This is a genomic window from Burkholderia sp. TSV86 (genome assembly GCF_001522865.1).
In the GTDB taxonomy this organism is placed as follows: Bacteria; Pseudomonadota; Gammaproteobacteria; order Burkholderiales; family Burkholderiaceae; genus Burkholderia.
The window spans coordinates 1-20,372 of record NZ_LOWB01000082.1 but is presented as its reverse complement, the minus strand read 5'-3'; the positions used below and the strand labels follow the sequence as shown (position 1 = coordinate 20,372).

The following is a 20,372-nucleotide window of genomic DNA, read 5'->3' as shown; positions in this document are numbered from 1 at the left end:
GTCGGATTCATCCTCGTACCGTTTCGCTTTGACGCGGCCAGCTTATCAGACTGGCCTGATGCAACAGAACCCCTTCATGAAATCCACCCACGCGCGCACTTTCTGCGGCACGTGCCGTGTCGCAACGTAAAGCGCATAGACGCTCTGTTGTGCAAACCGGTACGAGGGCAACGCGTCGACCAGCGCGCCGCTTTTGAGATCGTCGTGCACGAGCCATTCGGGCAGCAGCGCGACGCCACTGCCTTGCCGCGCGAGTTCGCGCAATACCGATGCGTTGTCGACGACGATCTGCGGTTTCGCGCGAGGCCGGAATGCGTGTTCGTGGCCTGCGCGATCGGTGAGCGTCCATTCGGCAATCCGCTCCAGCCGACTGTGGCCGAGTTGCGGCAGACGGATCAGGTCGTCAGGCGATGTCGGCCATGGAGCGCCAACCCGCTCAGGCAGATCGGGCGCCATCACGGGAAGCACGTTGTAGGTGGCAAGACGGATGCCGCGATACGGCAGGTCGCGAAAGTGTTCGTGGCGTCCGAGCCGGATGGCGACGTCGAAGCGGTCGCGCACGAGATCGGCTTGTGACGTATGCGTTTCGAGCCACACGCGCAACGCGGGATGCTGCGCGGCAAACGCGTGCAGCGCCGGTGCGAGTACGCGCGCCGCATACTCGACCGTCGACGTCACGCGCAGGATGCCCTCCATCCCGCCATGCTCGCCGCGCACCTCGTCGATCGCGCCTTCGGCCTCATCGAGCACGCGCAGGCAGCGCCGGTAGAAGCGCTCGCCGGCATCGGTCAGCTCGATGCGTCGCGTCGTCCGCGTGAGCAGCGTGACGCCAAGCTCGGCTTCGAGCTGCTTGATGTTGAAACTGACGGCTGCGCGCGCCTGGTTCAGCACGGTCGCGGCGGCCGTGAACGAGCCCGCTTCAACCACGGCACGAAATACGACGAAACGATCGAGGCTCACCATAGTCGGGCGTGGGTTCTGTCTATGCGTTGGATCGCTCGAATGGTACCCGAATGTGCGGCCGGGTGCGGGGCGCCGAGTGTTGTTGCCGGACCGCGCGGCGATTGTCAAAAATTTCCGATCAGACTGGTCGAATCAGGCTGCTTTCTGATGCGAATGCCGGCTTCTACACTACAGCGTCTTCGTGATGTTGCCGCCGCCATGCCAAACCGTTCCAGAATCGCCGCTGTCTATCTGCTTGGATTCGCGATCGATCTCGCGAACATGTTCATGCTGAACGCCGCGTATCCGGCACTGCAGCGCGAACTGCACGCATCGGTCGCGCAACTCGCGTGGGTCGGCAACATGTACGTGCTCGGCCTGACGGTCGTGATTCCGTTCGGCACATGGCTTGCGCGCCGCTGCGGCGAGCGTCGCGTATTCGCCGCCTCGTTGTTGCTGTTCGGGCTCGGCAGCGCAGGCGTTGGCGCGTCGCCGTCGATCGAAATGCTGCTTGCCTGGCGGCTGGTCCAGGGGCTCGGCGGCGGGCTGCTGATTCCGGTCGGCCAGACGATGGCCTATCGCGCGTATCCGCCGCAGGCGCGGGCGCGGCTCACCTCCGTTGTGATGATGGTCGCGCTGCTCGTACCAGCGCTGTCGCCCGCGATCGGCGGTGCAATCATCGATCGCGGGTCGTGGCGCGCGATCTTCTTTGCGATGTTGCCGATCGCTGCTACGACCTGCGCGCTTGCGTTCGCCTGGTTGCCGCGCGACGGTGCGCACGAGCGGCCGCCGCGCCTCGACTGGTTGGGATTCTGCCTGAGCGCAACGGCGCTGATCGCGTTGCTGCTCGGACTGACCGCAGCCGGGCAGCCCGGTGGCGCGGCATTCCCGCTTGCGATGCTGGCGATTGCGATCGCTGCCGGTGCCAGCTATGTGAAGCATGAGCGTCTTGCCGCGTCGCCTGTGCTCGACCTGAGTCTGCTCGCGCAGCCGTTGTTGCGGATCGGCGTCGTGATTTATCTGTGCGTGCCGGGCATCTTTACGGGCGTGAATCTCGTCGCATCGCTCTATTTGCAGAACGCGCTCGGCTTGAGCGCCGCGCATGTCGGCGCAATGATGCTGCCGTGGGCGATCGCGGCGTTCTTCGCGATCACGACGACGCGTCGCTATTTTCCGCGCCACGGCGCTAAGCCGCTGCTCGCATACGGGATCGCGATCGATTGTGTCGGCATCGCGCTGCTCGCAACGCCGTGGGCTAGCAGCGAAGCCGTGCGCGTTGCCGCATTCGCCGCGATGGGGTTCGGCGCGAGCCTGTGCACGAGTACGTCGCAAAGCGCGGCGTTCGTCGACGTGCCGGCCGATCGGATGGGCGATGCGAGCGCCCTTTGGAACATCAACCGCCAGTTGAGCTTTTGCGTCGGCGTGGCCGTACTCGGCAGCGCGCTGAATGCGTTGCTGGCCTTCGATGCGGGCCGTCTGTCGCTCGCACCGTACCGCTGGTGCTTCGGGCTGGCGGCGCTGCTGACGTTGCTGCCGCTCGGCCTGATTGCACGGCTTCCCGCGCATCGCTCGCCGGTCGTGCAACCTGTTTCATCCCACTCCTGAGAACCCGAGAAACTCATGAATCTACCGAATCCGTTTTTCAAGGAAGTCGTCGACACGCACATCGACATCGAACATTGGCTGTCGGGCCGCGCGGAGCCTGGACGGCTCGCGACGCTGCTGGCGCGCTTTTCGCCAGGGTTTTCGATGATTACGCTGTCGGGGACGGTGCTCGATTACGCAGGCGTCAATGCGCTGTTCTCGCATGGGCACGGCGCACGTCCGAGACTGATGATCGGCATCGACGAATTGCAAGTGCTTGCCGTCTGGTCTGATGGCGCGGCGATCGGCTATCGCGAGACGCAGACTGACGGCGAAGAGCGGCGCACAGTGCGGCGCTCGACAGCTATATTCCGGCGCGAAGCGGACGGCGTGATCGTGTGGCGTCATCTGCACGAGACGCCGGTGGCCGCGTAAGCGGCGCGCGTACCGGCCGCCGTTACCTGCCCAGCTCCGGGCAGCGCCGGAAAAGCCTCATGTCGTTGAACGGGATGCGGCGCTCCGATTCTGCGCGGCGCACGACGAGGGCCGCGACTTTCCGCTCCGCGCGCTTCTTTATTGCTTTCGGAAACGCATAGCGCAGGCCCTCGATCAATTGGAACATCGCCAGGTCCGTATAGCTAAGCGCGCTGCCCGCGATATAGCCGGGATTCTGCTCGAGTACAGGATCGAATCTGCCAAGGAGTTTCGGCGGTCTACCTGATCGAGCGGCAACTTGACAACGTCCCATCGCCTTCTCATGCCTCCCGCCGCATACAGCAGTTTCGACAATAATTCCTTTCGTTGTCCGCAACGGTGTCGCCTCGAGACAAGAATCAGTCGGATTTTGTCTACCTGCTTTTTCATCTGTATTTCATTCTTCGAATGACAAACTCTTCATCTCATTGCTCATCCGGCAGGACTGGATCGCCACGCCGCCATTCCAGTTTGATTAGGCAATGCCAGCAAGCTCTATTTTTGACCAAACATATTTATTTGCATTTTAGATGCATTTTTAAATACATAGAGTTGCCCAATGACATCAAAAAAACGCCGCGATTTTTTGAAGCTGGGAACAAATACGCTGGCCGCTGCCGGTCTGATTTCGGCGTTGCCGCCCACCATCCGCAACGCGCTTGCGCAGACGACACAGCCGACGACGCTGGCCGGAATTGATCACATCATCATCTTCATGCAGGAAAACCGCTCGTTCGACCACTACTTCGGCATGCTGCCCGGCGTGCGGGGCTTCTCGGACCCGCATCCGGCGCCGCTGCCAAATGGTCAACCGGTTTGGTATCAACCGAATCTCGCCACCGGCAGCTATCAAGCAAAAGATCCGTCGGGCAAGATCGTCAACAACGTGATGCCCTACCCACTGAACCCGGCTGCTTCGACGCCGGTGAACTATCAGGGCGTCAATCTTGACCATTCGTGGAAAGGATCTCAGCGGACGTGGGAAAACTGGAGCGTGTGGGCGCAGAAGAAAGGTTACTGGACCATGGGTTACCTGAAACCCGCGGATCTACCGTTCTACTACGCACTGGCGAACGCGTTCACTGTCTGCGATGCGTACCATTGCTCGCTCTTCGGCCCAACCAATCCGAATCGGCGCTTTCTGTGGACCGGAACGTCGGGCGGCAGCACGATCACCAATCCGCTCTGGAAGCACTACATCGTCGAGAACGACGATGCGTGGGAAAGCAACGTGACGTCCGACTCCACGAAAGATAGCGGCTGGCAAAACGGCTGGAACTGGCGAACCTATGCCGACGTGCTGGAAGACAACAAGGTCAGCTGGAAGGTTTATCAAGGCTACGGCAACTACGGCGACAACGCCCTTGCCTACTTCAACAACTTCCGCCGCGGCGGCGATGCGGCAAAAATCGCGAAAGCGCGAACCTATGCCGGCAAATCAGGCGATGACGATATCCGTTCCGCAGACGCGCTCATCGCCTCCCTTCAAGCCGACCTGCAAGGCAAGGACGCGCAAGGCAAGAGTACGTTTCCCGCCGTGTCTTGGATCGTTGCACCCTATACGTATAGTGAGCATCCTACTGCCACGTCGAGTGCGGGAGAATCGTTCGCCGAACGCGTCATCAATACGATCATCGGCAGCAAGGATGTCTGGGGAAAGTGCGCGATCTTCATCACTTACGACGAGAACGACGGATATTTCGATCACGTGCCCGCGCCGATTCCGCCGCTTGCCGGTTACGGAAAACACAATCTGACCACGGCCGGCGGCACCCCCATCGACCTGTCAACTGAAACATACGGTTCGGAACCCGTCGGTCTGGGGCCGCGCGTCCCGATGATCGTCGTTTCGCCGTGGAGCAAGGGGGGGCGCGTTGCGTCACGCCTGTCGGACCATACTTCGATGATCCGATTTCTCGAGACTTGGCTCGTCGCCAAGGGATACCCGGCAAACGCCGTCCAGTGCACGAACATCTCGGCATGGCGCCGAGCCGTCTGCGGCGACCTGACCGAAACGTTGAACCTCGTATCGCCGATTAATACACCGAGCGACACCGATGTCACCGGCTGGAAGATCAAGGAGCCAGTCAACGGACCCAACGCGGTCTACGCGCCCTATCCGTACACGGACAACGACACGTTCGCACCGGGCGTCGTGGCCGAAACTCGATCGGCCTGTCCGCTGCCTTACGATGCGAAAGTGTCGGCCACCAAGAGCGGGACGTCTATCACGCTGACCTTTGACAATTCGAAGTCGCGCGCGGCTTCGACGTTCATCGTCTATGTGAATGCAATGACTGCCGCGCAGAGGGCTTTTCATTACTCCGTGGCCCCTGGCAGCACGCTGTCGGACACGCTGGTATTGAGCGCGAGCAACAGCGAGTGTCAAGTCTTTGGCCCGCAATCACCCACCGGATATTTTTGGAAATTTTGATTCCGCTGATTTATCAAGATAGCTGCCGTGCGACTTGCCAAAGTAGCTGGCGCTCCACACCACGCTGTCGCCGAACACTTCGCCCCCTTCGTTGAAGAAGGGCTCGGTCTGCCGTCGTTCGATGAACTCGTGCTACGCCAGCGTCATGATGCAATCTCGGTCGAGGCCCGGCTGGAAGCTGAATTGGTAGCCAGCCGGCGCCTCGATCGTGCCGAGTCGCGCGGTCTGCAGCGCCATCCGGATGCGCTGGGGTTTCGTGTGTCGCGGATCCAGGCGTACCCCACTCCGAGTTCTTCGCGAAATAGCCGAGCGTATTTTTAGCATGTCGCATTCCATCGTGCCCCGCTTCAGTTCGAACTGAAAACAGTGTACTTTCAACTGCGCCTGCGCACGCAGCAGCTTGTGACGTCCATTTCCATCACGCCGTTACACGCCGGCCTGCCCCAGCGGCGAACACGCTATCACCAATGTCCAAGCCATGCGCGATCTACGTGACGGTTGCACCAGGCTCGTTACACAGCCCACGGCTTCACGCTTAAATTCGTCGGTGAAGTGCCTTCTTGCTCTGTTCATTTCGTCCGCTTCGGATTACATCAGCTTGGCTGATATTTCCGGAAGAACGCGGAAAGCCACATGCAACTTCCGTCACGCGGCTGGCCTCGTGGATGGCTTGATCAATGGACGATACCGTCCTGCAAGCCGTTCCTGGTCGTGGACTGATCCGTCCATTTAGCCACTGCCCCATGGGGGGATTTCAAGGATTGTTTTTAAAAAACAGTGATTTAATACCTATGGCACATCTATTGCTTAAGATGAAGTGCTCTACGTAGGGAGATTTCATGAATCATGTCCTCGGTTTCTCCAACACTTAATCCACGGACGGCAACGAAGCTCATATTCATGGTTGGGATAACGTTTTAGCGATCCATTTCGATAACACCAATTAAGCATTTAAAGCTTCATGGAACTTGATTAACAGCAACGCCCAAAATTTCGTTCAAATCGCGGACGACAATTTTATCGACAGGCGTTAATCAAACACTGCCCTGTCTTGGCAGATGAAATAGGATGGATTATGCCTTCTTTGCAGTTAGCTCCAATCCGCCAGCAAGTTGCGACGCTGCGCGAGCACGGCTTTGTTGTCGCGAGAAACTTCGTTGCTCTCGAACAGTGTGCGGCGCTGAAAGCGATTGCCGAGCTGCAATTGCGCGAGGCTCGCCGACCTATCGAATACGAAGCCGATTTGGGGTACCCCGGCGCGCCCGGATCGAGGCATGCGCCGGGCGGCAACACGGTTCGACGTCTGCTCAACGCGTATGCGCGCGATGCGGCATTTGCACGGCAAGCGGCAGCGCCTGAGATTCTCGCATGGATGAAAGTTTATTTTGGTGAAGAACCCGTGTTGTCACACGCACATCACAACTGTGTCATGACCAAGCATCCTGCGTATGGGAGCTTGACTGACTGGCATCGTGACTCGCGTTACTGGTCATTCGAGCACCCCGACCTAGTGTCGGTGTGGCTGGCACTGGGGCCTGAGATGAACGAGAACGGTGCACTTTGGTTGGTGCCGGGCTCGCAAGACACGAAGCTCGGCCCCGAGTGCTTCGACAGCGAGAAATTTTTCCGTGGCACCGCATCGGTCAATCGGCAACTCATCGCTCAAGCGATTTGCCCGACGCTCGAGGCGGGCGACGCGCTGTTTTTTCATTGCAACACACTGCATTCCGCGGGGCGGAACGCTTCCGACCAAGTGAAATTTTCGTTGGTGTTTGCATATCACGCCATGAGCAACCGGCCAATCGCCGGTTCGCGTTCGGCGATAATTCCACCAAAGGTTCTGTTGAGGTGAACTTGGTCCGTAGCAGCATCCCATTTGACATTGGAGGATCCCAGCGCGATGTTGAAGCGGCAACCGAGCGGTCATGGTGAGAAAAAGAACACGCTCACCGAAGACAAATCGCCTGCCGCATTCGCCCATCCCATATATCGGGCCGGACAACCGTCGCATTTCGTGACTCTCGTTCATCACGAACGGTCTGGCACGCCAGTGCGCTGAGTACCTCCCACCAGCGCTTTCAATACTATTTCAAGGATACCAGGCGTTGAACTCCGAGAATCGACATCCCGGCCGAATTACCGCGACGCGCGCGCCGACAGTCGTGAGCGGAAAAGTCGAGCTGCGCGTGCTCGGCACGTCGGTGACATTGCAAGAACATCTCCGACGACAAGCCGAGCAGGATTTGGGGATCAAGCTATGCTTTCTCGTGCATGACAGTGCATTTGTGCAGCGCGAGGGTGTGATGCACCCTGAGCGCTACGATATCTACGACCAGTGGTTCCACAGCCTTGACTGTTTGTGGCCGGCACATGCGTTACAACCAATCGAACTCGATCGCATCAAGCGCTGGAGCGAAATCAACACACTTCCCCGCACTGGCAGCCTGGCTGGACGCCGCACAGCCACTGAGGGTAGCGTGCCCGCTGATCGCCTATACGTACAACCCGACAACTCGCTCGGCCGCGCGGTGTCGAACCGCATCAGCATGTTGCCGTTGACGCACAATGCCGACAGTTTCGTTTATCTCGTCGATGCGTTACCCCGCCGACTGATCGAGCAGGAAGAAAGCTGGTCATGGCTGCTCGCTCCCGAACTTGCCGGGCGCGTCGCGCTACAAGCTGACCCAGCCATTGGCGCGATCGATGCCGCATTGGCGGTACAGGCTTGCAACTTGGCGAAATTTGCCGACATCGGAAATTTGACGATTGAGGAAATCGATCAGTTGATCAACATTCTGATCGAATATCGACAGAGTGGTCATTTCGCGGGCTTCTGGTCAAATTTCGAAGAAGCAGTGCAACTGATGATGCGGAAAAACGTGGCGATCCAGAGTATTTGGTCGCCGGCGACGCTGGAACTCGAACGGGCTGGCCTGCGTTTTCAGATGGCATGCCCGCGTGAAGGTTACCGCGCGTGGTTTGGCGGGCTCGCCTTGTCGCGACAAATCGATGGCCGCGTCCGCGACGCCGCCTATGATTACCTGAACTGGTGGCTCGATGGCTGGGCTGGCGCGATGATGGCGCGGCAAGGCGTCTATATCACGAATCCCGAGCGAGCCCGTCAATACATGAACGAGCACGAATGGGCCTATTGGTATAATGGCAAACCCGTCGCCGCTCATCTTCCGGAACCAGTTGGGCAACTACGGAATATCAGCGGGCCACAACGCGACGGCGGTAACTACGCGAAACGCATGAGTCACATTGCGGTTTGGGATTCCGTGATGGACGAACATAACTACTTGGTACGTCGATGGAACGAATTCCTGAAGGCCTGATGAAAGGCGCTTCACGCGATGGCTAGATCTAAACCGACTCCAAAGCCTCTCACAGGGCAGATGGTCATCATGGAGGCGGACAGCCGATACCGCTATCGGCTGATTTACAGTCATCTGGCGCACGCGATCCGCACCGGCCGAATTGCGCCAGGGTTGGTGCTGCTCGAGGGGCCGGTCGCCCAGTTGTTCGGCACGAGTCGGGTACCGGTTCGCAAGGCGTTCGAGATGCTGCACAAGGAAGGTCTACTGTGCACGTTCGACGGGCGAGGGTATTTGGTGATGGGACGGGGAGGTGCCGTGCCGGTGCCGCTACGCGTGACGCTTTCCGAATCGGCTCTCGGCTTCGATACCCCACCTGCGCCACTGGACCTGCCGGCTACCGGCGAGCGGATTTATCAGACGCTAGAGGAAGCGGTGTCGGTTGCCATCATCTTCGGCCATTTTCGCATCGACGAGAGCGTGGCAGCAGAAATGCTTCAGGTTAGCCGCGGCGTGATTCGGGAGGCTTTAGTCCGGTTGCGCGATCGCGGGCTTGTCGAAAAGTCGGTCTATTCACATTGGCGTTGCGGTCCGTTGACTGCGCGCGACGTTGCTCAGGATTACGAGCTGAGGATGCTGCTGGAAATCGCCGCGTTGAGGTTGAGCCAGCCATTCCTGCAACGCGAGATGTTGACCGACGCGATCCTGAAGGTTGAACAGGCCATCGCATGCCCGGATTCGGTCAACGCTGATGCGCAGAAGCAGATCGAAGCGGCGCTGCACGTCGATTGCCTCGCGTATGGACCGAACCGCAAGTTGCTCGACATGATCCGCAGAGCCCACATACCGCTGACCGTCAACCATGTGTTCTACAACGCATTCAACTTGCACCCGGAACCCAGTACTCTGAATGAGCATTGCGTCGTGCTCCGTCATTTGGTGGCGGGCGACATCGATCAAGCGGTTGCTGCGCTGCATGCTCATCTTCATGCGGCGCAGACTCGCACACTACAACGCCTGAAAGTGCTGGCAGTCCTGCCAGAACCGGAATTGCCCGCCTTCCTGCAGCGATTCTCATGATGCGAGCTGTGTGATCGGTCGTATGCAAGCCATTGGATAATGAGGATCGATTCTCCTCATTCGATTCATATCACGCCACGCGCGAACAGCAATTCTTCGATGTCGCGCGGGCTGAGCTGAAAGTGAAACTACCGGCGAAACGCATGGCTGATGGCCGATGTCGGGAATCGATGATCGGGATACAGCGATTTCGCCTTCTTCATCACGGCAGCCTATCTGATCGAGCCGGCAACTTGATAACGCTCTCAGGCGGCCTTTCTGCGTGGATGACGCAAGATGAAATCGTCGGCGATCTCATCACACGTGCAAAAACGCACTCCGTCATGGGACCGGAAATGTGCGATCAAGCGCTCGAGCATCAGCAGTACCTGGGGTCGACCTGACACGTCAGGATGAATCGTGATGGGGAAAACGGCGTAGTCATGCTCGCGATACACCCAGTCGAACTGGTCTCGCCACATCGTCTCGATATCGCGGGGATTGACGAAACCATGGCTGTTCGGCGACTTCTTGATGAACATCATTGGCGGCAGGTCGTCGAGATACCAGTTGGCCGGTATCTCGACAAGATCGGTTTCTTCTCCACGAATCAGTGGCTTCATCCAGGTTCGGGGGTGCTGACTGTAATCGATCCTGGACCACGTATCCCCTACCCGTACATAGTACGGATGAAAATCGTCATGCATGAGGCTGTGGTCGTATTTGATACCTTTCTCTACCAGCAGGCGGTTGGTTACTTTGCTGAATTCCCACCACGGCGCCACATAACCTGTTGGCCGCCGTCCGCTCAGATGCGTGACGAGTTCGATGCTGCGATCGAGCACGATCTCCTCCTGCTCGGCCGTCATCGCGATCGGGTTTTCATGGCTGTAGCCGTGAATGCCGATCTCGTGACCAGCATCAACGACCGCCTTCATTTGGTCCGGAAATGTTTCGATCGAATGGCCAGGAATAAACCAAGTAGTCCGGATATCCTCGCGCTTGAACAGGTTGAGCAGACGGATAGAACCGACCTCGCCCGCGAATAGTCCCCGCGAGATATCGTCGGGTGAATCATCTCCACCGTATGAGCCGAGCCAGCCGGCGACAGCGTCGACGTCGACGCCAAATGAAATCAAAATTTCCTTGGCCATAAGCTCCATCCTGTTTGGGGCGTATCAAAAAAGAAGCACTTCGAGCGCCTGAGCAACGGCCAGCAACTCGTCGTCTTGGCCTTGCGCACGAAGAAGTTGAACACCTGTCGGCAAGCCTGCGGCATCGACACCCGACGGTAGGGCGATCGCCGGCGCATCAAGAAAGCTGCCGAGCATCGTAAGCGCGAGCGTCCGTAGATTGACCTCCGCGAAGTACGCTGGGTCGGCCTCAAGCGGCGCGAGCAACGGCGCGACATGGGGGACGGTCGGCATGATCAATGTCGCATCGCCCAATTCTTTGGCAAACCACGCGATGAATCCGGCACGTGCGTCCAGAAGCGCCGTCAGATGCGCTGCGGGAATCGCCCTAGCCCGCTCGAGCCGCGCCCGCACGCGTGAATCGAGGCGCACTGCGTCATCGCTGTCGAGCAAGCCGCGATATCTGTGAAACGCCTCGAGTGCGCCGAGCCAGCCCTGCCCGTCAATCAACGCATGCAGATTCGCAAGCGAGGCAAGCGGGCGAATTGCAATACGCGCGCCGCTGGCTGTGAGCCGTTCAACGAAATGCCACAGCTGGCGTTCGACATCGGCATCGACCCGGTAACGCTCAAACAGCGCGGGATCGACAATGAAACAACACCCACGAAGCGGAATCCGGCGCTCTGGGCAAGCCATGCCTCGGACAGCGCAATCGAATGCAACACAATCTGCGACGCTCCGCGCCAATGGTCCGAGTGTATCGAGGCTCACCGACAGCGGCATCACGCCATCGCGCGCGTAACGGGCCGAACTTGCCCGATACCCCACCAAACCGTTGAACGCCGAAGGAACTCGGATTGAGCCGGCCGTGTCGGTACCGATCGAAATCGGCACCACGCTAGTGGCAACGGCAATGGCGGCGCCGGACGACGAACCGCCCGGCGCGCGCGCGCCGTTTTCCAGTAGAGGATTCGTCGGCGTGCCGAAATGGGGGTTCAGCCCGAGCCCCGAAAACGCGAGCTCGCTCAGATTGGTCTTACCGATACTGACCATACCCGCCCGCTCCGCGGCCGCCACCAATGCCGCATCACTGGCCGCCGGCACTCGATCGCGAAATACCGCTGCGCCGCCGGTGGTAACCGTGCCTGCAATGTCAAAGAGATCCTTCCAAGCGATAGGCACGCCGTCAAGCGCGCTCAGTGGCTGCCCCACTCGCCACCGTGCCGCCGACGCTTCGGCCTCGGCGCACGCCCGCTCCTCCATGACAGATAGAAACACCGCGGGCATCTCCGACGCCCGGGTCAATGCAATTCGCGTCACACCCACTGGATCGGCCGCACCGACGGCATATGCACGCACCAGTGATTCAGCCGTGGGAAACAACTCGTCGACCATGGTTAGATATAAATGTTTATTTGGAAACATGTACATTTATATTTCTAACCGTTCAACGAGTTAGGTGGAATCGGTGTTTACGTGAGGCTCGCTTCAACGCGCTTGCATCAAATAAACGCACTCTGCCAAACCTGAATGATTGATAACGATCAGAAAATAAATGTTGGTTATGAATCGAGAGCTTGTGGCGGCAAAGATGCCAAATAGACTAGGTGCCCTATTGCCGGCCATCCCGGCTGGCACGACGGTGTGAGATCTTTACGACACCGGCAGCCTCTTAGTCGCTGCCATGCCGGCCGTTTAATTTATCAATCATCTCGACATAATAATATCTCGAAATTCAAAACAATTTTATTGAAATTTACGCTCGACTTATTCGAAACCATCGAGCACTCGAAACCTTCATCAATCCCAGTCCAACGCAAAATCAAAAAAATATATATATTTTATTAAAAAATAAAATTACCAATATCAATTACCTTTTGATAAGATTTATCAAGGTTCCTTGCCATTCCACCTGAACTACAGAGGCGGACTCTTTCAAAAAAAACAGGAATTCATTGTCATGAATGAACTTAAACGTAATCGTTGATTTTACTTCCTTTCATCTTGAAAATATTTCGATATTGAAAGCTTAAATATCTTGCCAATTTTCCTCAAGAATTTTTACGAACAACGTGAAATGATAAAAATTTTCTATGGATACAGACACATCAAAGCCAAAATTTCACTATTCCATTCGACACCAGTGCATGGCAGATAAAAATTGCACTCGAATCGCTTACGACATCAACGTTTGGCTACATAGATTAGGGTTGCCGCCTCAAACCCTGACGATCGCGCAGGGTATGCGCATAGGTTCCGAAATAATATTATTTTGCTATATCGGACCTTCTGCATTTCTAGATGGAATTCCGAGTCGAGCCTTTGCTTCAATTGAACGCCACACCGGGAGCACATGGCGTTACTCCGCCTTGTGGACACTCCATGTCGGCCATGCAGCCAGGCGCGGAACAATTTTGAGCGACGGCATATTCAAAATTGAAAATAACAAAAAAATTTCGTGGGCCGCAAAGGAAGTTCAACCTATTCGATGTTTCGAGAGAGTCGTTAAATTGTCCAGGCAATTGTCTCGAATGGCATTGGTTGCAGGCGATCGATGGTCAGCCGCGCTTCTAAGACCCTATCCAAGGTATGTTGAATATCCACTGTGCTACAACGTTCCATTCTTGAATACGATTGCGGCGCCTCATTTAACTCCGTCTACCTTTGCACTGGAAAGCACATCAGAAAAAAATGCCACAAACGAGAGTATTAAATACACTCGATAATAAATATATTATTCAAATTAACTGAGAGATATTGCCATGTCAATGATTAAACATCGAGTTCTGTCAGCGCCAATTTCCTTTGTGACAGCACCAATTTCCTTTGTGATATTAAAACGATCCGCCAAGTCACAGGACAGTCGAAGAAATCAATTGATCGGCAAAGCAGTCCTGCTGGCCATGCAGCGAGGGGTATTCGACGAATCCGTGCTCCAGTATGTGTTGGACAGTGGACTGACACATCCCGACGATAGAGCACTATTTAATCTGGATTGATGACTTCAAAGCCGAGCGCAAACTAGTGAAAGGTCGCTGCGTTCCCGCGATCGAGACGACATCGTTCGGATGCGCATCAGTCAAAAGAAGATAAGAAGGCCGGTTTCATTCTCACCGGCCCGCCAAGTCAGTCCTTCAGAACAGCGCGCAGTAATCCGAGACGGCGTTGATACGCTCGTCGCGCAGCCAGCGCGTCGTCCATCGTGACGCGTAAGAATCGCGCGCGGTAGCTTGGTTGCATCTGGCCAATCAGATCCATATCGGCACTGATCACGGTGCCGATAGTCACGTATCCTCCCCCTGATACCGCGTCTCGATGCAAGATAATCGGTTCCAGTCCGGCCGGTACTTGAATGGAGCCGATGGGATAGCAGGCGTCGACGATATTCGATGGGTCCGCCCCAGCGCCGAACGGTTGCTCACGCTGCCGAAAGCGCAACGGGCGCCCGTTCTTGTATCGATAACCAGTGCGGTCCGCCTCGGCCGCAACGGTCCATTCGTCCTCAAAGAACGTTTTTGCCGATTCGTCGACGAGACGATAGTGGTAGAGTCCCGTCAACACGCGCAATTCAACCGCACTGTCGAGTCTCGCACGCAAGCCGCTAGGCAATTCAGTACCCTCACGCCCCAGTCCGCTGGCCGGGCCTATCGTAAGCCGATCACATTTTTTCAGGCGGCGCCCTTCGAAGCCACCGATCGATCCCAACGCATACGTCGATCGGCTACCCAATACATCGGGTACTTCGATCCCCCCGGCTATTGCCAGATAGGCACGAGCGCCTCTCTTGACGTAATCAAACGTCAATTTGCTACCGGCGCGAATTCGCAGCGCGACATTGCATTCCTGACCAATGCCATCGATCTTCGGTGTCATCTCCGCCCCGGTCACCGCAATCAATGCATCTGAATGAAACAGCAGTTCCGGTCCGAGCAACGTGCACTCCAGCACTGACGCGCTCTCCGGATTTCCGACCAGGAGATTGGCCGCGCGCGATGAATACTGATCGAGCGACCCAGACGGCGGAATGCCGACATGGTAGTAACCTTGACGCCCGAAATCCTGCACTGAAGTCGCCAATCCGGGCTTCACGACTTCGACTATATTGAGCGGATCAGTCAACATGCAACACCTCGATGAGAGAGCGGTTGTACCCGTCCGGATCCCGAAGGAAGGCCTCGAGTGAAAATTTCACGGGCCGCATTCGTAAAGAAAAAGTCCCTGCCTCCAACGCAGCGAGCATATCGTCATAAGTTGCACGATCAATCGGCTTGAATTTGACGATGTCACCCGGTTGAAAGAACACCATGAAATCGCGCAAGTGGTCGAAGCGCTGCGCCGGGTCGAAGATTGGAACCGGCGTTACACCGAACATCTGGTATCCGCCCGCGCCACGGACCGAATATATGCAACCAAAGCATCCACCGTGACCAACCGTCAATTGCGGCGTGTCGGTTCGCGGCCTAAGGTACTTGGGTACTTGCAGTTGCCGATCGCGCTCGACCATCTGATACATGAAGGGGAGCCCCGCCACGAAACCGACCATTGAAACAAACCATGGCGAATCGGAATGAGCCGCGATGAATTCGTCAACATCCTGCATTCCATTGACGCGCGCAGCGTACTCGAGATCGGTCGAAAGCGGATCTTGGTGACGCTCCCGGAAGCGCATGAGTGTTTCGTGTGTCCAGGGATCGTTGTAGAGCACCGGAATTTCGACAATACGCGTGTCGATATTCAGTTTCGCCTCTCCAGCCTCGGCCTCAATCGTGCGCAGCAGCGAGACGAGCTTGTCCGGCTTGATGATGTCGGGATCGTAACGCACCTGGTACGATGCGTTGGCCGGGCAAATCTCGATCACACCGGCTATCTCTCTGCGTTGCAACTCACGTGTTATTGCCGCACCTTTGAAGAACGCATCGAGTGACATTTCCTCGCTGATTTCGGCAAACACGAATTCGTCACCGCCATAGGTATAGCGAATCGTCACGTTACCTCCCTTGCGCTTAACAAACCTGCCGCGACCTCTTCATCCGCGGATTGCGCCCTTTCGATCTCACACCGTGTTCGCCACGCGTTCATCCATGTCTCAAGAAAATTGGTGTGGTAACGACCAATACGCACATCGTCGTCTGCAAGTAGTGCACGATGCAACGACACCGTGGTCTTCAATCCATCGATATGCAATTCCCGCAATGCGCGCGCGAGACGCGCGATCGCGGCCGGCCGGCTCTCGTCATGTACGATCAGCTTGGCAAGCAATGAATCATAGAATGGCGGCACGATATACCCGGGATAGAGCAGGGAATCAATTCGCACGCCGGGGCCGGTGGGCCAAATGAGTTCGTCGATTTTTCCCGGACTCGGTCGGAAATCCAGCATAGGATCTTCGGCATTGATCCGACATTCCAGAGCCGCACCACGTAGTACGATGTCGCTCTGCGTGAAACGCAGCGGTTCCCCATCCGCAATGCGCAGTGTTTCGCGTACAAGATCGATGCCCGTGACCATCTCCGTAACCGGATGCTCGACCTGAATGCGTGTATTCATCTCGATGAAATAGAACTCGCCTCTGACTTCATCGAACAGGTATTCCAGCGTGCCGGCACTTCGATAGCCGACCTGCTTGGCAAACCGCACCGCAGAATCGCAAAGCTCCGCGCGCAGCTTCGGCGTGAGGGATGGGGACGGCGCCTCTTCGAGAATCTTTTGGCGGAGCCGCTGCAGAGAGCATTCCCGCTCAAACAGATGAATGACGTCGTTGCCATCACCCAACACCTGAACCTCGATATGGCGCGCGTATTGAACGAACCGTTCAAGATAGACGCCGCCATCGCAAAACGCGGCTTGCGCTTCGCGCTGCGCGAGCGGAAGCACGGTTTCGAGCTGCGTAGCATCGTATGCGATGCGGATACCACGCCCGCCACCGCCAGCTGCGGCCTTAATCATGATCGGATACCCAATCCGCGCAGCAATCTCCCGAGCCTCATCGAGTGAGTTCACGATGCCATCGCTTCCGGGTACCGTGGGCACCCCCGCACGCCGCGCCGCTTCGCGGGCGCAGGCCTTGTCTCCCATCGTTGCTATCACCTGCGATGCCGGTCCGACGAAAATGAGACCGGCGGCCTCGACCAACGCGGCAAAACGCGCATTTTCGGACAAGAAGCCATAACCAGGATGAATTGCATCGGCGCCACATTGCTGCGCGGCCGCGAGGATGACCTCTTGATTCAAATAGCTTTTCACCGCATGCGACGAACCTATGTGCACGACCTCGTCCGCCATTCTCGCGGCAAGGCTATCCCGATCCGCATCGCTGACCACAACAACCGCGCGCATGCCGAGTTCTTGTGCCGCACGAATCACGCGTACAGCAATCTCACCTCGATTCGCAACCAGAACGGTTCGAATTCGGTTCGGACGATAAACTGCCTGCATCGAATCTTTCACGTTCATCACCTCACTCCTCGATCCGCATCAGAACCTGCCCGGCATCCACGGGTTCGCCATCCTCGACAAGCAGTTCCGCCACGCGCCCTGATACATCGATCTCGATTTCGGTGAACTGCTTCATCACCTCGATGAGACCGACGATAGCGCCGACTTGAACCGCGGAATCGACAGTAACGTAGTAGGCCGCATCGGGAGACGGCCGCCGATAGAAAATACCCGGTAGCGGGCTGACAATATCGTGATGTGGCATCATGTCTCTCCTTAAGTTATTCTAACTATCTATCTTCTATGCGTAAGGTTTCGAAATGTTAATTCCCTGGCAGACAAGCGCATTGTGCGTTTTCTCAACCAATTGCAACGCGCCTGGCGTATCGCTATGTATGCAGATGGAGTCGAAATCGATATCGATGTCATCGCCCTCGATCGTTCGAACTTTCTTGTCGACGCATGCTCGCAACACTCTGTCCGCCACTTGAACGGGATCAAGACGATCAACGGTGCGAGTGAATACAATCGAACCGCTGCGGTCATAATCACGATCCGCATAGAACTCACGAATCACGGGTTGGCCCATCTCGCGTGCCACGCGATACGTCACCGACGACTCCATGCAGTAAAGCAATAGGCTCGGATCAAGCCGTTGCAATGTTTTGATCAGCAAACGTGAGAATTTTTCGTCGCGCGCAGCATGCATGTAGAGCGCACCATGAGGTTTCACATGTTGCAGCTTCACATCGTTCAACCGCGCAAACTCGCGTAAAGCGCCGAGTTGATACAGAATGTCATTGGTCAACGACTGAGGCGCCTCGACAATGTTGCGGCGGCCGAATCCGACGAGATCGCGATACCCGGGATGGGCACCTATACCGACACCGAACTCCCTGGCCAATTGAACTGTCTTCGCCATGATGTTCGGATCACCGGCATGAAAACCGGTAGCAATATTCGCTGAACTAATGAACGTCATGATTTTCTCATCGACTCCGTCACCAACTCGCCACGAGCCGAACCCTTCTCCCATATCCGAATTCAGGTCGACGCGTTGCTTCTTCATACTCTCCTCCTTCTCGATCGTTTGACTAGGTATCCCAAACTCGTCTCGGCGCAGACGCAGACGCAGACGCAGACGCAGACGCAGACGCAGACGCAGACCTTATACGGGCGCAGGCCTTCAAAAAAGTTCTATTTTTGTATGGGCAGGCATCGTTTTTTTTTATATCAATAGGTAGCCTCGCGTATGACTGCAACAGCGATACACAGCGGCGCGCTTGCTCGGCCCGCAGCGCTAGGAGCGACGCGGGCAGGCGGCGATTGGGCACCCACTGTTCTCTTGCGAAGATGACACTGACTCTTAGACAGCTTAGGTACTTTGTAGCGACGGCCGAACTCGGACAGATCTCACAGGCCGCCATTCATATGACGATCTCGCAATCCGCGGTGACGAGCGCCATCAAGGAGCTGGAAGACTGTCTCGGCACGCAGCTCTTTTTGCGTACCGGTGCCGGCGTGACGCTTACCGACACCGGGCGCCGATTTCTCAATCACGCGTACACCATCCTCTCGTCGGTGGACGAAGCCATGCGGATTCCCAATCTCGAGAGCACACTCACCGGCACGCTTACCATCGCGGCAAGTTACACGGTGCTAGGGTACTTTTTGCCTCATCACATACAACGCCTCAACTCTCAGTACCCTCACCTCACCATTGAATTGCATGAGTTGAATCGAGATTCAATCGAGAAAGGGCTGATTGCCGGGCAGTACGACATGGCCGTACTCCTCACTTCCAACGTCTCAAATCCGGAACTGACGCTTGAGCCGGTCATTCATTCCGTGCGTCGGCTATGGGTAGGAGCGCACCATCCTTTGTTGAAAAAGGAAAACGTGGCATTCGCCGAAGTCGCGCTTGAACCGTTCATCCTGTTGACCGTGGACGAGGCCGCGCAAACCGCCATGCGCTATTGGAACGAGACACCGTATCAGCCGAGGGTCGTCCTTAGGACCTCGTCCGTCGAGGCAGTGCGGAGTATGGTCGCCAACGGCACCGGAGTGGCTATTCTGTCGGACATGGTCTACCGCCGATGGTCTCTCGAAGGTCGGCGCATTGAAACGATCGTGCTCGGAAACTCGGTCCCTGCGATGACCGTCGGTCTGGCGTGGCATAAAAGCAAGGAACTGACGCCCGCAATGCATGCGGTACGCGAGTATTTTCGTCACACACTCGTCGAACCGAGAATCAAGGGATGAAATTTGGGGTATTCGTGTTTTTCGGTTAGCATGACCTTGGCGGCGGTAAATTCGGCGCCGTTGTCCGGCCGCACGAACGCGGGTTTGCCTGCCGTATAGCCGCGCGAATTGCGACAGCGTCAGGATCCACGTCCCGCGAACGCAGGCTGGCGCCGACCTCGATCGCCAGGCACTCGCCGATGTATTCATCGATCACGCATAGCATCTTCAACGCCCGGCCATCCACCAATTGGCCGGGCACGAAGTCGCCGCTCGGGTTGCATGGCACCTGGCAGGCGTATGTCGTTGCCGCGACGATACCGGCGAGGACATCACTACACAATGTTGAGCGCTACATTCGCCGCACACGCGATTCGCTCAGCGACAGCCAGACTCACGTCCGGCAATAGCCGAAGCGCGGCCCCTCTTGCTCAGGCTTCGGTTGCTTGAGCGTATAGGTCGCCACTCGGCGGCTCAGTTCCAGGTAGCGACATGCCTTGCGTTGCGAGAGCCCCCGCCGAGCCGGGAATTCCGGCATCTCGCGTCGGCCTGTCCGGGTGGTCATTTTTTTGGCTGAATGCCTTCAGACCGTCGATTACCGAGCATCTGCTTAGCGGTAAGACACTTGAGCCGATCGTTCTTCAATTCCAACCCTTTAGCCAACGCGCGTCAGCCGTGAATCGGCCCGGGTTTTTCGGAGACCTCAACCTTTGAGAGAATGGGGTCATGGAAACCTTAAAACCTGAAAGCAAT

Annotated in this window: 15 protein-coding genes and 4 pseudogenes; 7 read left to right on the top strand and 12 right to left on the bottom strand. The window is 56.9% G+C overall.

The window, feature by feature from the left end:
• Window positions 1-45: 45 nt before the first annotated feature.
• The gene (locus tag WS68_RS15260) at window positions 46-963 is read right to left on the bottom strand and encodes a LysR family transcriptional regulator (protein WP_059571608.1); all 918 of its coding nucleotides are present in this window, start codon (window positions 961-963) and stop codon (window positions 46-48) included.
• Between the two features lie 198 nt (window positions 964-1,161).
• Between WS68_RS15260 and WS68_RS15255 the strand changes: the two genes are divergently transcribed.
• Together WS68_RS15255 and WS68_RS15250 are read left to right on the top strand one after the other, a co-directional pair.
• A complete protein-coding gene (locus tag WS68_RS15255; RefSeq protein ID WP_059571607.1) occupies window positions 1,162-2,547 on the top strand; it encodes an MFS transporter in 1,386 nt (461 codons plus the stop codon).
• A gap of 15 nt (window positions 2,548-2,562) precedes the next feature.
• Window positions 2,563-2,961: a hypothetical protein gene (locus WS68_RS15250; protein WP_059571606.1), complete on the top strand. Its 399-nt coding sequence runs from the start codon at window positions 2,563-2,565 to the stop codon at window positions 2,959-2,961.
• A 22-nt stretch (window positions 2,962-2,983) separates the two neighbouring features.
• On the opposite strand, the pseudogene WS68_RS26305 reads toward WS68_RS15250, so the two are convergent.
• Window positions 2,984-3,241 (bottom strand): annotated as a pseudogene (locus WS68_RS26305) (glutathione S-transferase family protein); the annotation flags it as partial.
• Between the two features lie 318 nt (window positions 3,242-3,559).
• Here WS68_RS26305 and WS68_RS15245 point away from each other — a divergent pair.
• A complete protein-coding gene (locus WS68_RS15245; RefSeq protein ID WP_059571605.1) occupies window positions 3,560-5,434 on the top strand; it encodes an alkaline phosphatase family protein in 1,875 nt (624 codons plus the stop codon).
• A 135-nt stretch (window positions 5,435-5,569) separates the two neighbouring features.
• Here WS68_RS15245 and WS68_RS29625 read toward each other — a convergent pair.
• Window positions 5,570-5,680: pseudogene (locus WS68_RS29625) on the bottom strand (AAA family ATPase); the annotation flags it as partial.
• Window positions 5,681-6,509: 829 nt separating this feature from the next.
• Between WS68_RS29625 and WS68_RS15240 the strand changes: the two are divergent.
• The 3 genes from WS68_RS15240 (at window position 6,510) to WS68_RS15230 (ending at window position 9,831) form a co-directional block, all read left to right on the top strand.
• Window positions 6,510-7,286: a phytanoyl-CoA dioxygenase family protein gene (locus tag WS68_RS15240; protein ID WP_059571604.1), complete on the top strand. Its 777-nt coding sequence runs from the start codon at window positions 6,510-6,512 to the stop codon at window positions 7,284-7,286.
• A 334-nt stretch (window positions 7,287-7,620) separates the two neighbouring features.
• The gene (locus WS68_RS15235) at window positions 7,621-8,772 is read left to right on the top strand and encodes an ABC transporter substrate-binding protein (RefSeq protein WP_082710075.1); all 1,152 of its coding nucleotides are present in this window, start codon (window positions 7,621-7,623) and stop codon (window positions 8,770-8,772) included.
• A gap of 60 nt (window positions 8,773-8,832) precedes the next feature.
• Window positions 8,833-9,831 (top strand): GntR family transcriptional regulator, encoded by a 999-nt coding sequence (locus WS68_RS15230; protein ID WP_059571603.1) that lies wholly within the window; start codon window positions 8,833-8,835, stop codon window positions 9,829-9,831.
• A gap of 68 nt (window positions 9,832-9,899) precedes the next feature.
• Here the strand turns inward: WS68_RS15230 and WS68_RS29620 are convergent.
• The 8 genes and pseudogenes from WS68_RS29620 to WS68_RS15195 all read right to left on the bottom strand — a co-directional run.
• Window positions 9,900-10,034, bottom strand: a pseudogene (locus WS68_RS29620) (IS6 family transposase); the annotation flags it as partial.
• Between the two features lie 42 nt (window positions 10,035-10,076).
• Complete coding sequence (locus WS68_RS15225) at window positions 10,077-10,964, bottom strand: polysaccharide deacetylase family protein (RefSeq protein ID WP_059571614.1); 888 nt, start codon at window positions 10,962-10,964, stop codon at window positions 10,077-10,079.
• A 24-nt stretch (window positions 10,965-10,988) separates the two neighbouring features.
• Window positions 10,989-12,374 carry an amidase gene (locus WS68_RS15220; protein ID WP_231753030.1) on the bottom strand — a complete coding sequence of 462 codons (1,386 nt, stop codon included), beginning with the start codon at window positions 12,372-12,374 and terminating at the stop codon, window positions 10,989-10,991.
• A gap of 1,695 nt (window positions 12,375-14,069) precedes the next feature.
• Window positions 14,070-15,065, bottom strand: coding sequence for a biotin-dependent carboxyltransferase family protein (locus WS68_RS15215; protein WP_059571601.1), 996 nt, complete (start codon window positions 15,063-15,065; stop codon window positions 14,070-14,072).
• Entirely contained in the window at window positions 15,055-15,930 is an 876-nt protein-coding gene (locus WS68_RS15210) for a 5-oxoprolinase subunit B family protein (protein ID WP_059571600.1), read from the bottom strand. Before WS68_RS15210 ends, WS68_RS15215 begins: the two co-directional genes overlap by 11 nt.
• Entirely contained in the window at window positions 15,927-17,396 is a 1,470-nt protein-coding gene (locus tag WS68_RS15205; protein WP_082710070.1) for an acetyl-CoA carboxylase biotin carboxylase subunit, read from the bottom strand. Before WS68_RS15205 ends, WS68_RS15210 begins: the two co-directional genes overlap by 4 nt.
• Window positions 17,397-17,400: 4 nt before the next feature.
• Window positions 17,401-17,643, bottom strand: coding sequence for an acetyl-CoA carboxylase (locus WS68_RS15200; RefSeq protein ID WP_059571613.1), 243 nt, complete (start codon window positions 17,641-17,643; stop codon window positions 17,401-17,403).
• A gap of 36 nt (window positions 17,644-17,679) precedes the next feature.
• Complete coding sequence (locus WS68_RS15195; protein WP_059571599.1) at window positions 17,680-18,447, bottom strand: 5-oxoprolinase subunit PxpA; 768 nt, start codon at window positions 18,445-18,447, stop codon at window positions 17,680-17,682.
• Window positions 18,448-18,731: 284 nt separating this feature from the next.
• On the opposite strand from WS68_RS15195, the gene WS68_RS15190 reads away from it, so the two are divergent.
• Window positions 18,732-19,640 carry a LysR family transcriptional regulator gene (locus tag WS68_RS15190; RefSeq protein ID WP_059571598.1) on the top strand — a complete coding sequence of 303 codons (909 nt, stop codon included), beginning with the start codon at window positions 18,732-18,734 and terminating at the stop codon, window positions 19,638-19,640.
• A gap of 29 nt (window positions 19,641-19,669) precedes the next feature.
• Here WS68_RS15190 and WS68_RS26300 read toward each other — a convergent pair.
• Window positions 19,670-20,276: pseudogene (locus tag WS68_RS26300) on the bottom strand (integrase catalytic domain-containing protein); the annotation flags it as partial.
• Window positions 20,277-20,372 lie beyond the last annotated feature (96 nt).